The following is a 13,054-nucleotide window of genomic DNA, read 5'->3' on the forward strand; positions in this document are numbered from 1 at the left end:
CGCTCCACTACTGTTGGAGCATGAGCGACTACCAGCCGATCTCCGCACAGCTCGACGATGTCTCGTCGGCTCGCGAGGACGGCCACCGAAAGATGGACTGGGCGCGCCAGCACATGCCGATTCTCAACGCACTTCGGGACGACTTCGTCGCCGACCAGCCCCTCGCGGGCGAGGTCGTCGGGATGGCGATGCACGTCGAAGCCAAAACCGCGTGTCTCGTCGAACTGCTCGCCGAAGGCGGCGCGGACGTGGCGATCACGGGCTGTAATCCCCTCTCGACCCACGACGACGTGAGCGCGGCGCTCGACGAGCACGAACGGATCGAAAGCTACGCGAAACGCGGCGTCGACGACGAGGAGTACTACGCCGCCATCGACGCGGTCATCGATCACGAGCCGACGATCACGGTCGACGACGGCGCGGACCTGATCTTCCGCATCCACCAGGAGTACCCCGAGCTAATCGACTCGATCGTCGGTGGCTGTGAGGAGACGACGACGGGCGTCCACCGCCTGCGCGCGATGGACGAGGACGGGGAGCTCGACTACCCCGTGTTCGCGGTCAACGACACGCCGATGAAGCGACTGTTCGACAACGTCCACGGCACCGGCGAGTCCTCGCTGGCGAACATCGCCATGACGACGAACCTCTCGTGGGCGGGCAAGACCGTCGTTGTCGGCGGCTACGGCGACTGTGGCCGCGGTGTCGCCAAGAAGGCGGAAGGACAGAACGCCGACGTGATCGTCACCGAAGTCGAGCCACGCCGCGCGCTCGAAGCCCACATGGAGGGCTACGAGGTCATGCCGATGGCCGAAGCGGCCAAAGAGGGCGACGTGTTCATCACGACGACGGGCAACCGCGACGTCATCACCGAGGAGCACTTCGAGGTCATGCAGGATGGCGTTTTGCTCGCCAACGCGGGCCACTTCGACGTCGAGGTCAACCTCGACCAGCTTTCGGATCTCGCGGTCGACACCTACGAGGCCCGCGACGGCGTCCGGACCTACGAACTCGACGACGGCCGCCGCCTGAACGTCCTTGCGGAGGGGCGGCTGGTCAACCTCGCCTCGCCGATCGCGCTGGGCCATCCCGTCGAAGTGATGGACCAGAGCTTCGGCATTCAGGCCGTCGCTGCCCGCGAAGTCGCCCAGAACAGCGGGGAGTACGATGCGGGAGTTCACAACGTTCCCGACGAGCTGGACCGCGAGATCGCCGAGATCAAGCTCGACGCCGAGGGGGTCGCGTTCGATTCGCTGTCCGCCGAGCAGTCGGAGTACATGAACAGCTGGGACCACGGAACGTAGACGCCCGGTACCTGTTGGATTCTGGGATCACTTCGTGCGTAGATTCCGTATGGACCGACGACGCTTCTGGAGGCCGGCTCGTCACTCCGCGGCGTTGACGGTTCCCTCCGCTCCACCGTCCCGCGACGTGTCCTCGTCTTCCTCGATCACGCTCTGATCCCAGTCGCCGACGAGGAACCAGGCGGCGACGACGATGGCCGCGGCGACGTGTGAGAACGCGATCCCCCACCAGACGCCGGTCGCCCCCATCGCGAGGATGGTAATGAAGACGAGCGTCGGCGGGATCCGCAGGCCCCACTGGGCGAGCACGGAGAAAATGAACGCCGTTCGCGTGCTGCCAGCACCGCGGAACCCGGCGTTGAGTACCTGAAACAGCCCCATGAACACGTAGGTCGGGCCGATGATCTTGAAGTAGTCCGTCCCCTTCTCGACGACGATTTCGGCCCCCTCGCCTTCGATGAAGATCGAGACGATCGTCTCGGCGAAGACGAACGCGAGCACGCTGAACACGGCGAGGACGGCGAAGATGATTCCCGAACTGAGGAGGACGGCTTTTCGTGCCCGGCCCTGCTTGCCTGCGCCGAGGTTCTGGCCGACTGCGGTCTCGGTTCCCTGCGCGAGTCCGACCGCGGGGAGGTAGACCAGTGTGTTGATCCGGTTACCGATCCCGTAGGCAGCGACAGCGTCCGCGCTCACGAGCCCGACGAGTGCTGTCATCCCGGTGTAGGCAAGCGAGTCGGCCCCGCGTTCGAGGCCGGATGGTCCCCCGACGTCGAGGATCTTTCGTACGACGGCCATCTCGGGTTTGAGGTCCGCAAAGGAGAGATCAATGCCGACGCGCCCGGTAAACAGCAGCCAGAAGCCGATGGCTGCGCCGACGCCACGCGAGAAGACAGTGGCGATCGCCGCTCCCTGCACACCATAGCCGGTAAAGCCCGTCGCGGCGAGCAGGTCGGCCTGAAGGTCGAGCAGCCCGGCCCACTCGAACAGCGGGTTGTTCTCGAAGCCGAGGATGAGAAACGGGTCAAGCACGATGTTGATCGAGACGCTGAGTACCATCAGATACAGGGGGGTCCGCGTGTCTCCCCATCCCCGGAGGATCGCCTGGAAGATGAAAAAGCCGAACATGAAAACGACACCGAGGAAGATCGTCCGGGTGTACTCGACCGCCATCCGGTGAGTCGCGGTGCCCGGATCGGTACCAATGTACGGCAGGAGGACGGGCGCGAGTACGTAGCCGATCGCGGCGAGGAGTACGGAGGTAATCGAGACGAAGGTAATCGTCTGTCCCGCAACGCGGGCGACCTTCTCCTCGTTGCCCGCACCTTTGTGCTGGGCGACCAGCACGGTTCCGGCGACGGTCAGTCCGCTTCCGAGGCTGATCATCAGGAAGGCAAAGGGGAGTGCAAAGCCCAGCGCGGCGACGGCGTCTGCCCCCAGCCGTCCAACGAAGTACGTGTCGATCAGATTGTAGGACACCTGCAGGAGCTGTGAGGCAACGATCGGTCCCGAGAGTACGAGCAACGGGACGAGCAGCCGCCCCTCCGTGAGATCGACGGACCGGTCGTCACTCACCGCAGCACGGCCTCCGCAAATAGCTGAAGATATCGGTGTTCACAGTTTAGATATCCAAGGCTCTCCCGCACACGAATAAACGTTTCACGATTCCGGAAGGACGTCCCCGTCAGGTCGACGTAGATCGCGTCACTCGAACTGCTCGATCGTCGGTCGGTCGTGCTCGCCGGGGAACTCACCGACCGGAGCCTGTACCTGATCGCCGCTTGCCATGTCCTTGAGCGTCACCTCGTCGTTTTCCAGGTCGCGCTCGCCGACGATGACGACCGTCTCGGCGTTGATCGAGTCGGCGTAGTTCATCTGTGCGCCGAAGCTCCGATCGGAGACGTCGGTTTCGACGACGTGACCGCCCTCGCGCAGGTCGCGGGCGATGCGTGCGGCGACCGGTCGCGTGTCGCCGACCTGCAAGACGTAGTAGTCCGTCGAGAGTTCCTCGTCGGGCCAGACACCGGCGCGCTGGAGCAGCAGTGAGAGCGTCGCATCGCCGGGCGCGAAGCCGACCGCGGGCGTGGGCTGCCCGCCGAAGCTCTCGATGAGGTCATCGTAGCGACCGCCGCCGAAGACGGCCCGTGAGACCTCACCAGTGGAGTCGAAACACTCGAAGACGACGCCGGTGTAGTAATCGAGCCCGCGAGCGGTCTCCAGCGAGAGATCACAGAACTCCCGGACGCCGAAGTCCTCGGCGGCGGCGAGCACGTTCTGGAGGTTCGTCACTGCCTCGTGGATGCGGTCAGTTCCCGCAAACTCGACCAACTCGTCCAGTTCGTCCTCGTCGACGGCGAGTAACTCGTCGAACGTGCGAGCCTGCTCGTAGTCCAGTCCGGCGTCGACGAGCAGGTCGTGGTACTCAGCTGTCTCGATCTTCGCGCTCTTATCGACTGCGCGGATCGCCTGCTGGGTGGCAATATCGCCCCCGAAGGCGTCGAGGAGACCTCCGAGGATGTCCCGGTGGGAGACGCGGAACTCGAAGTCCTCGGCGTCGAGGCCGAGGTTCGTCAGCATGTCGGCTGCGACGGCCAGTATCTCGGCGTCAGCGCTCGGATCGCTGGAGCCGAAGATGTCGACGTTGGTCTGGTAGAACTCCCGGAATCGGCCCTGCTGGGGTTCCTCGTAGCGCCAGAACGGTCGGGTCGAGAACCACTTGATCGGTTTCGAAAGCTCCTGCTGTTTGGCGACGACCATCCGCGCGACCGTCGGCGTTAGCTCGGGGGTGAGCGCGACGTGACGTCCCCCTTTATCCTCGAAACTATAGAGTTCGTCGACGATCTCTTCGCCGCTCTTGTCGATGTACAGCTGTGCGTCTTCCATCGCGGGCGTCCCGATCTCGCGGAAGCCGTAGCCCCGAACAGTGGACTCGACCTCGTCGAAAACCTGTCGACGGGCCTGCATCTCTGCGGGGTAGAAATCGCGAAAGCCCTTGATGCGTTCGTACATGGGAGTTGGTTCGCCGAGGGGACGCTTGAAACCTGTCTTTCCGCCCCTCACCGTGGTGACCGGTGCCATCCGAGATGAGGATACCACTCGCTCCGGTACTGACTACACTATTCGAAGTGATATACTTCGATATCTGTAGCCTGGCTTCAGGATCGCGGTACTGTGCTCAGATCGCGATCATCGTCACGCCGACGACCGCGAGTACTGCGGCGACGATCCGGATGCGGAAGTGTTGCTCGCCGAGCAGGACGCCGCCGAGGATTACGGCGACGATTGCCTGCGTATTGACGACCGGCGAGGCGATGCTCGCGGGAATCAACGAGAAGGCCAGCGTCGTCGTGTGTTCGCCGACCGCGACGATCGCGCCCGCACCGGCGAGTTTCGGCAGCGCGCCGCGCAGATCCTCCGGGGGATGTCGCAACGCAGAGGGGAGGAACACAACGAGGACGCCCGCCAGCAGGAGCGGCACCCAGATCGCGGTCGGCACTGCAAGCTCCTGGAGGACGACCCGCCTGCCCACATCGGTCACCGCAAAGAGCATCGCCGAGAGCAATGCAAGCTGTGCTGGCCGGGAGTGGGCGGCCCGCCGAATCGGATCCAGCAGGCTCCCGGCCCGGTAGTTCGCCACGTAGACCGCGAGCGTCGCGACGACGACGCCGGCGACCTGGAGCGGCGTGAGGAACTGCCCGAGGACGACGACCTCGATCGGGAGCACGAAGACGGGGACGATCTTGTTGATCGGCGCGACGTAGGAGACCTCACCGGCCTGAATCGCGTACAGGAAGAAGATGAACCCGCCCGCAGTCGTCAGGATCGTCAGCGTGATCACGGCGACGTGTTCGAGTCCGGCCCCCGCAAGTGACGCGCCGTCCCCGTTCCGGACCGCCCGAATCGTGACCGGCGCGTAAAAGACGATCGCGAAGGCGTTGACGACCACCGCGAGCGTCGTCGCCGGGAACTCGTTGAAATACCGCTTGAGAACGAACAGGTACGCCCCCCAGACGAACGCCGCGACGATCGAGTAGCTCAGCCCCAGCTCCATCTAACTACCACCTCACACGGGGAGAACACGCAATCGAGTTCACGATCAAAAACATGCGTCGGAGTTTGCTGTGGTATCTAAAACATCCGTCGAAACCGCGTTCGATCCACTCAGGGGTCGCATCGCAAGCGTTTACTTGGCCGGTACAGTAGCTCTGGCCATGGCGAACTGTCCACTGGCGGACGACTGCCCGAGCTTTTCAGAGCGGATCGAGGGGATGGGATGTAGCCACTACGGGGACCGTGGCGGCAAGGAGTGGTGTACCCACTACGCCCAGCCGATCTCCGAGTTGAAGACCCAGCCCGTCAAACCGAAAGAGGAGGTCGTCGTCGACGTGACTGACATCCACGAGAGCGGTGCTGGCGTCGGCCGCACCGAGGATGGCTTCATCGTTCTCGTCGATGGCATTCTCCCCGATGCGCGGGCCCGCGTCAAGATCACAAACGTCCATTCGAACCACGCCCAGGCCGAAGAGGTCGAACGGCTCCCGATGGACGAGGCGGAGGCCGCCGACGAGGCCGACGAGGCCGACGAGGCCGATGCCTCTGATCGGGACAGGACCGACCCAACGGATCGCCGCCCACAGCTCGGAAGTCGCGAGGACTTCTGGGGCTCGTAAGCGTCGCCCGTTTCGTATCGCCAGTTCTGGACAGCTGCCGGTCCGTCGGAGGTCCTACCGACCCGACCTGACGCGGAGTTTTTTGCGTTCGACCTGCTATGATCTCGTATGCACCTCGACAGTGACTCGACCGCACTGGTCGTCGTCGACATGCAGAACGGCTTCGCCCATCCCGACGGTGCGCTCTACGCGCCGGGAAGCGAGGACGTGATCGAGCCCATCGTCAATCTGGTCGAGCGCGCCCGTGAGGCTGGCGTTCAGATCGTCTACACGCGAGATGTCCATCCGCCCGAACAGTTCGAGGGGAACCACTACTACGACGAGTTCGAGCAGTGGGGCGAGCACGTCCTCGAAGGCTCGTGGGAGGCAGAACTCGTCGAGGAGCTCACGATCCAGCCCGACGATCACGTCGTCGAGAAACACACCTACGACGCCTTCCACGAAACCGAACTCGACGGCTGGCTGAGCGCGCGCGGGATCGACGATCTGGTGTTCTGTGGCACGCTTGCGAACGTCTGCGTGCTCCACACCGCAGGAAGCGCGGGGCTGCGTGACTACCGGCCGATCCTTATCGAGGACGCCATCGGCGCGATCGAGGACGACCACCGGGAGTACGCTCTGGAGCACGCCGAGTGGCTCTTTGGCGAGGTTACAACGCGCGAAACCGTCGAGTTCGACTGATAGACCCGGATAGAACGCCTTTTTCCGGTCGAGTGCGCAGGAGCGTATATGGATATACACCACACTGCGGTCGCAGTTTCGGATCTCGACGCGACGAAAGCCTTCTACGAGGATGGTCTCGGCCTCAGCTACGAACACGACTTCCATCTCGACGGCACTCATCATTACTATCTCACCGGCGACGAGCTGGACACGACGCTCCAGTTTGTCCACGATGGTAGCGAGACGGCGGTCGACCCGTCCGGCATCGTCCACCTCGCGATCCGGGTCGAGGACGTTGAGGCGACGCTGGACGCGCTCGTCAAGGCGACGGACTGTTCCGTGTTGAAGGGACCGCTAACGATCGAGGGTGCGGGAGCGCGGGCGGTCTTCGTGGAGGACCCCGACGGCTACGAGGTCGAGCTCTTTTCGCCGCTCGACTAGGTCGACTGCTCGATTCCGACCTGTACACTCTCCCCGACCGCGACCGTCGCGTCCGGACAGATCAGTTTCGCGCCGAAACGCTCCCGGTCGGCAAACAGCGCGATGCCGGTGATCGGCTCGCCGTTCGCCAGCACGGTCACGTCGTCCCACGTGACGTCCCGACCGGTTGCGACGCCGACCTGGCCACCGGCTAGCTCGACGGGGTCGCGGTCCGTTTCACCGCTTGTTCCCGCGTTGAGCAGCCCGCCACAGTCGTAGTGGGGGAGTCCGCCGTCGAGCACCGCCTGCCCGTCGAGTGTTCCCATCCCGACGTAGTACTCGCCCGGCGCGGGATGTGCTGGCTCGTCGAGGACGGCGTACGTCTCGCCGCGCTCGACGACGGTCCCACGCCCGTCCCACGCGAGCGCTTCGACGTCGACCGCGGGCTCGATCGGCAGGGAGCCCGACGCTCTGACCGGGTCGGCGTCACGCGGTCGAATTCCGACGTGCAGATGGTTGTCGACCCACGGCGCGAAGAAGCCAGCTCGAACCGGGCGGCCGAGCGACTCGCCGACCGCCACGATATCGCCCGGTTCGACGTCCGGATCGACGTGCATAATTCGGACCAGATGGTCGCCGGTATCGACGACGATCAGGTGATCGGTCTCCTCGGCGTAGGGCTTCGGGGGTGCCTGTACTGTCCGGGTCAGCGCGACCGTTCCGGCCACGGGACTCGGCGCGGTCGTGGCGTCGGCGTCGGGATACAGGTCGATCGCCGATCCGGTGTCGTGGGCGGTGTACGGCGAGTTGTACAGCGAGAACCGCCGATACTGCGAGAGGACGTGTTCGGGGAGGGTGACCATCGAACGGGCTTTAGTATGTGGGGACTTAACACGTGTCGATGCGTCTCGTTCGCGGCCGTGCGGCGACGCCCACGGCCGATCGTTCGGCGACAGCAACGATCCTCGGCCGAACGGCAGAGTCTCGTGAGCCCGCGCTCCGCGTCTGGACGCCCCACCGACAGGTCGCGTTCGGGCGCCGTGATGCGAACGAGGAGGGCTACGACGCTGCACGCGAGGCTGCACGGGTACGGGGGTTCACGCCGACGGAGCGAAGCGTCGGCGGGCGGGCCGTGGCCTACACCGGGACGACGCTCGCGTTCGAACACGCGCGTCCCATCGATGATCTCCGGCAGGGACTGAGCGAGCGGTACGACGACGCGACGACAACCGTCCAGCAGGCGCTAGCGGGGCTCGGCGTCGATGCCACCGCGGGTGAGCCGCCCAACGCGTTCTGTCCCGGATCGCACTCCCTACAGGCGGATGGCAAAATCGTCGGCATCGCTCAGCGGGTCCGGAGCGGTGCGGCGCTGGTCTCGGGTATCGTCGTTGTCGATAACCGCGCGGCGATCCGTGAGGTGCTCGATCCCGTCTACGACGCGCTCGGCGTCCCGTTCGATCCGCACTCTGTCGGCAGCGTTGCGGGCGCTGGCGGGCCTGCCGAGCCGGGAGCCGTCGCTCGCGCACTCGAAGATGCCTTTGTCGGCGACGAAACGCGGTCCGTCCTCTCTGTCGGCGAGTTCGTCGACGCCGAGGATTAGAACAGTCCGGCGAGAGCAGCGAGGCTCTCGATACCGATAGCGACGCCGACAAGCGCGCCCCCGTAGACCGCCGAACCGGCCATCGACCACGCCGAAAAGCGGTATGCCGACGTGTCGGACAGCGCCATCGGGACGATCAACGAGCCACGCGCCAGCGGGACCACGTTCGTCACCGCGACGGCTGGCGATCCCCAGCGGTCGAGCCACCCCTCCGCTCGATTCACCTGTCCAGCGTCGATCGGGATCAGGTCGATCTCCGCGAGATCGATCTCCCGTCGCCTGACGAGCACGAACAGGATCGACTGGCCGACGGTCGCCCCGAGGACCGCAGCGGCGAGAACCGGGACGATGTCCAGCAGACTCGTTCCCATGGCGACGACGACTGCAACGAACAGCGTCCGCGTCGGGATCACCTTCCCGACGAGCGCACCCTCCAGTACGAAGACCAGAAAGAGCACCACGACGCCGTACCGGGCGACGAGATCGATCGTCAGCCCTGCGGCCGCGTCTATCATTTCAACTCTATAACGGGTCTGTGGCTATAAAGCTCTTGTAGTCGGTGCGGACGGCTAGCCGATGTAACATTGTATACAACATCACAATGTTACACCGAAGATGGCGTTCCGATCGATTGCTTCGTCGCGGTCACTGCCTCACCGACATTCGGGACGTTTAGGGGCCTCGCCGCTCCAGTACGACCATGCTCATCACGAACGCCGTCTTGCCGGACGACCGCGAGGTCGACGTCCGGATCGAGGACGGACGTATCGCGGCCGTCGAACCGTCGCTCGACGGAACGGCCGACATTGACGCCGACGGAAAGCGCCTCTTTCCTGGCGCGATCGACGTACACGTTCACTTCCGCCAGCCCGGCTTCTCGCACAAGGAAACGTGGGAAACCGGCTCGAAAAGCGCTGCGGCGGGCGGTGTAACGACCGTCGTCGACCAGCCCAACACCGACCCGGCGACCACGGACGGCGAGGGATTCGACCGGAAGGCCGAGCTTGCGGCGGCCTCCTACGTCGACTACGGGATCAACGGCGGGGTCACCGCCGACTGGTCCCCGGAGGAACTGTTCGAGCGACCACTGTTCGCGCTCGGTGAAGTCTTCCTTGCAGACTCGACCGGGGAGATGGGGATCGACGCCGACCTGTTCGCCGACGCCGTCGAGCGCGCGGGCGAACACGACACGACCGTCACCGTCCACGCCGAGGACGCGACGCTGTTCGACGAGTCGGTGAAGGATATGCCAGCAGTCGGCGCGGGGACCGACGCGAACGCCGACCTCTGGAGCGCCTTCCGGACACCTGAGGCCGAGGAAGCCGCGGTCGAGCGCGCTATCGAGGTTGCGGGCGATACCGGCACGGACGTCCACATCGCTCACACTAGCACGCCGGAGGGGATCGAGGCCGCGGTCGACGGCGGTGCGACCTGCGAGGTGACGACCCACCACCTCTTTCTCTCGCGGGACGACCTCGACGACCTCGGTACTCACGGCCGGATGAACCCGCCGCTGCGCGACGAGGAGCGCCGGCGGGACGTCTACGAGGCCGTCGCCGACGGCACCGTCGACATGATCGCGACCGATCACGCACCGCACACGCTCGACGAGAAAGACGCCGGGATCTGGGACGCACCCAGCGGCGTGCCGGGCGTCGAGACGATGCTTCCGCTCCTGCTCGAAGAGGCCCGACAGGACCGCTTTTCCTACGAGCGCGTCCGGGATCTGATCGCAACCACCCCCGCGGAGACGTTCGGTCTCGCCCGCAAAGGCCGGATCAAGGAAGGCTACGACGCCGATCTGGTCCTCTTTGACCCTACCGAGGCGACCGAGATCGACGCCGAGGCGCTGCACACGAAGTGCCAATGGACGCCCTTTGCAGGGCTGCCCGGCGTCTTCCCCGAACTCACGATGGTCCGTGGAGAAGTCGTCTATCAGGACGGTGAGTTCGGCGACGCGGTTGGCCGGAACGTCCGCGAACACGGCGGGCAATAATTCCCCTTCCGGCTTCCAGTCGGTCGTCACGTTGCCGCGATAACGATCCGGTCGCCGCCGCGGTAACGACCCTATAACTAACCACGCAATCGCGGAGATTCTGTCGATGGTCGTCCATCTGCCCCGGACCCTCTGGTGTAGCGCGAAACACTACGCTCTCCTGCAGCGGGACCGGCCGGTCGGTCGCGTCGGCAGAGGGCTGTTCGAGTCGGTACTTGACGGCTACGAGGAGGACGTCGTCTTCATCCATGTCGGTCTCAGTGATGTCGCCGACGCGTTCGGCGATGACTCCTACGAGTTCCTGCTGGAGCGTCTGCACGAGGTGTTCGACTCGGTTCTCACGCCGGGCTTTACCCAGTCGTTTCGATCCACCGGCTACTTCCACGAAACCGAGTCCGAACCGGAACTCGGCGCGTTCGCCGACCTGTTCTTCGAGGATGCCGACTACCGCACCGACGACCCGCTTCACTCGATTCTCGTCTCCGGCGAGTACCGCTTCGACGACTGTGATCACCACGACACGTTCGCTCCGGGCGGCTGTTACGGCAAACTCGACGCCGACAACGTGCGGATCCTCGACATCGGGACGCCCTGGCTCGTCACGACGCAGCTCCACTACGTGGAGCGCGTTCTTGATGTACCCTACACCGAAACGGTCCCGGTCGAGGGCACGATCCACCGGGCGAACGGTGAGCACGAACCGGTCACCCAGTACAACTACGAGAAGAACAAGTACGTCTACTACTGGAACCGCCTGAAGATCGGGCGCGATCTGATGACCGACGGCGTGCTCGATCACTACCGACTCAACGGGCTGAACGTCATCAGTGTCGGTGCACACGACATGCTGGAGTCGCTCCGACCGCGGATCGTCGATGACCCGTACTACCTCGTCAAGTAACGCTTTCACGTCCCAAGAGCCTCGCGCGCCGTGAGTCGCTACTCGTGGGCGTCGAGGTCACCGCCACAGTGGGGACACTCCGTGGCGTCGTGGCGGAGTTGTTCGCTCGACGAGCGGACCTCGCGCATCACCGCAGAGATACGGTCTTCGGCGTCGAGTTCGTCCTCGACGTCCAGATCGACGCCCTCGACCTCCAGCAGGAACTTCGCAACTTCGGTAACCTCGTACATCACGTCATCGAGCTCTTCGGCGGTGAAGAAATCACACATCGCTCCATAGAGGAAGGTCGCCCCCGCAGTTCGGACCTTCTCCTCGAACGATGCGCGGGCCTGATTGACTGCCTGCGGGCTGTAGGTGTCAGTCATGAAGGGGACGAGCTCGGGCAGGTTTTCGCCGATCTTGGTCATCTCGACGCCCGTTTCGGTCCGGAAGTCCGCACAGAGCCGGGCGATCGCCCACTCGCGGGCAGTGATATACGTCCGATCCCGGAGAAACTCGTTGACCCGGTCGTACTGTGCGCCGTCCATCTTGGTGAACTTCTCGTACTTCTGGACATCCTCGGGGGGCTGCGAATCGGTGTCCGGGACGCCGGGCTGTGGTGAACTCGACGATTCGTCGTCCATTTCGGGGGTGTCGTCCGTCTCGGGGGTATCGTCCGGTTCGGGATTGCTGTCCGTCTCGTCGTGCTCTACCGGTCGGTCAGCCTGCTCCCCTTCGATGCCTGTCCCCGGCGACTCCTCGGTCATACCTCTCATTGCCGAGGCGGTGGCAAAAGAATTGTCGTCGTGCTGGGGTTGGCACTCATGTAGTGATCGTCGAAAAACGAGAGTAGACGTTCGGTTGTCGTGTTGGTTGTGCCGGTCCTTACCGATTCCCGTCCCGACGGAGCCGAATGTGGTCCTCAGTTTAGCCGAGGATGTACTTTGCGGCGGGGTACTTCTCGATGAGTGGTTCGCCGCCGATGTCGAGTTGTTCGATGTGTTTGTCGAGGCCGAGGATTCGGCCTGCGCCGAAGGCGGCCACTGCGAGGAAGACGACCATGTAAATGAGCGTGGAGTCGAAGATGGCGAGCCACTCGGTGGGCCAGCCGCCGAGGTAGAACAGCGCCATCTGCATGGCACCGCCGAGGGCGGCCAGGCGGACGAACGCGCCGGTGATGAGCGCGAGGCCGATCAGGACCTGGGTGAGTGGGACGATCACGTTGACGAATTCCATGAACAGGGCGCTTTCGGCCATGAGTGCGAAGAGGCCGCTGGCGGGGCTGACGGCGTCGACGTTGGCGAGGTAGCCGCCGGCGTCGAAGGCCTCGCCGCCGGGAACGAAGGCGTACTTGCCGAGGCCGGCAAAGAGGATCATGCCGCCGATCATGGCCCGGAGCAAGACGACGAACCACGCGCTGAGGGCGTGTGGCTGGCCTTCGAGGTTGATTCCCGCGTACTGGCTTTCGAGTCGGTTTTGAGCTTTGGTTGACATCGTGATCTGCCTCGTACAGCTACATCT

The 13,054-nt window shown here is 64.4% G+C and carries 14 protein-coding genes; 7 read left to right on the forward strand and 7 right to left on the reverse strand.

The genetic code is table 11. The features are described from left to right. Window positions 1-20 precede the first annotated feature (20 nt). Complete coding sequence (locus AArcS_RS00860; RefSeq protein ID WP_238478544.1) at window positions 21-1,304, forward strand: adenosylhomocysteinase; 1,284 nt, start codon at window positions 21-23, stop codon at window positions 1,302-1,304. A gap of 81 nt (window positions 1,305-1,385) precedes the next feature. Here the strand turns inward: AArcS_RS00860 and AArcS_RS00865 are convergent, their stop codons facing one another. From AArcS_RS00865 to AArcS_RS00875, 3 genes are all read right to left on the reverse strand, one after another. Beyond that, window positions 1,386-2,879 (reverse strand): MATE family efflux transporter, encoded by a 1,494-nt coding sequence (locus AArcS_RS00865; RefSeq protein ID WP_238478545.1) that lies wholly within the window; start codon window positions 2,877-2,879, stop codon window positions 1,386-1,388. A gap of 129 nt (window positions 2,880-3,008) precedes the next feature. Further along, on the reverse strand, window positions 3,009-4,313 hold the full coding sequence (gene hisS, locus AArcS_RS00870) for a histidine--tRNA ligase (protein WP_238478546.1): 1,305 nt from the start codon (window positions 4,311-4,313) through the stop codon (window positions 3,009-3,011). Between the two features lie 166 nt (window positions 4,314-4,479). Then, window positions 4,480-5,355, reverse strand: coding sequence for an EamA family transporter (locus tag AArcS_RS00875; RefSeq protein WP_238478547.1), 876 nt, complete (start codon window positions 5,353-5,355; stop codon window positions 4,480-4,482). A gap of 160 nt (window positions 5,356-5,515) precedes the next feature. Between AArcS_RS00875 and AArcS_RS00880 the strand changes: the two genes are divergently transcribed. The 3 genes from AArcS_RS00880 to AArcS_RS00890 all read left to right on the forward strand — a co-directional run bounded on the left by AArcS_RS00880 (window position 5,516) and on the right by AArcS_RS00890 (window position 7,078). Next, window positions 5,516-5,974, forward strand: coding sequence for a TRAM domain-containing protein (locus tag AArcS_RS00880; RefSeq protein WP_238478548.1), 459 nt, complete (start codon window positions 5,516-5,518; stop codon window positions 5,972-5,974). Between the two features lie 108 nt (window positions 5,975-6,082). Beyond that, window positions 6,083-6,655, forward strand: a complete 573-nt coding sequence (locus AArcS_RS00885) for a cysteine hydrolase family protein (protein WP_238478549.1) — start codon at window positions 6,083-6,085, stop codon at window positions 6,653-6,655. A 48-nt stretch (window positions 6,656-6,703) separates the two neighbouring features. After that, on the forward strand, window positions 6,704-7,078 hold the full coding sequence (locus AArcS_RS00890; protein ID WP_238478550.1) for a VOC family protein: 375 nt from the start codon (window positions 6,704-6,706) through the stop codon (window positions 7,076-7,078). On the opposite strand, the gene AArcS_RS00895 is transcribed toward AArcS_RS00890, so the two are convergent. After that, window positions 7,075-7,920 carry a DUF8155 domain-containing protein gene (locus AArcS_RS00895; RefSeq protein WP_238478551.1) on the reverse strand — a complete coding sequence of 282 codons (846 nt, stop codon included), beginning with the start codon at window positions 7,918-7,920 and terminating at the stop codon, window positions 7,075-7,077. The two genes, AArcS_RS00890 and AArcS_RS00895, sit on opposite strands and share 4 nt — an antisense overlap. A gap of 38 nt (window positions 7,921-7,958) precedes the next feature. Here AArcS_RS00895 and AArcS_RS00900 point away from each other — a divergent pair, with 38 nt between their 5' ends. Beyond that, window positions 7,959-8,657, forward strand: coding sequence for a lipoate--protein ligase family protein (locus AArcS_RS00900; protein WP_238478552.1), 699 nt, complete (start codon window positions 7,959-7,961; stop codon window positions 8,655-8,657). Here AArcS_RS00900 and AArcS_RS00905 read toward each other — a convergent pair. Further along, complete coding sequence (locus AArcS_RS00905) at window positions 8,654-9,172, reverse strand: DedA family protein (RefSeq protein WP_238478553.1); 519 nt, start codon at window positions 9,170-9,172, stop codon at window positions 8,654-8,656. The genes AArcS_RS00900 and AArcS_RS00905 overlap by 4 nt on opposite strands. A 185-nt stretch (window positions 9,173-9,357) precedes the next feature. Between AArcS_RS00905 and AArcS_RS00910 the strand changes: the two genes are divergently transcribed. Both AArcS_RS00910 and AArcS_RS00915 read left to right on the forward strand, forming a co-directional pair. Beyond that, on the forward strand, window positions 9,358-10,653 hold the full coding sequence (locus AArcS_RS00910; protein WP_238478554.1) for a dihydroorotase: 1,296 nt from the start codon (window positions 9,358-9,360) through the stop codon (window positions 10,651-10,653). Between the two features lie 106 nt (window positions 10,654-10,759). Then, entirely contained in the window at window positions 10,760-11,554 is a 795-nt protein-coding gene (locus tag AArcS_RS00915; RefSeq protein WP_238478555.1) for an AAC(3) family N-acetyltransferase, read from the forward strand. A 38-nt stretch (window positions 11,555-11,592) separates the two neighbouring features. On the opposite strand, the gene AArcS_RS00920 is transcribed toward AArcS_RS00915, so the two are convergent. Next, the gene (locus AArcS_RS00920; RefSeq protein WP_238478556.1) at window positions 11,593-12,300 is read right to left on the reverse strand and encodes a DUF5806 family protein; all 708 of its coding nucleotides are present in this window, start codon (window positions 12,298-12,300) and stop codon (window positions 11,593-11,595) included. 160 nt (window positions 12,301-12,460) lie between these two features. After that, a complete protein-coding gene (locus AArcS_RS00925) occupies window positions 12,461-13,027 on the reverse strand; it encodes a DoxX family protein (RefSeq protein ID WP_238477757.1) in 567 nt (188 codons plus the stop codon). Window positions 13,028-13,054 lie beyond the last annotated feature (27 nt).

Origin of the sequence: Natranaeroarchaeum sulfidigenes (genome assembly GCF_017094485.1) — an archaeon.
Classification (GTDB): Archaea; Halobacteriota; Halobacteria; order Halobacteriales; family Natronoarchaeaceae; genus Natranaeroarchaeum; species Natranaeroarchaeum sulfidigenes.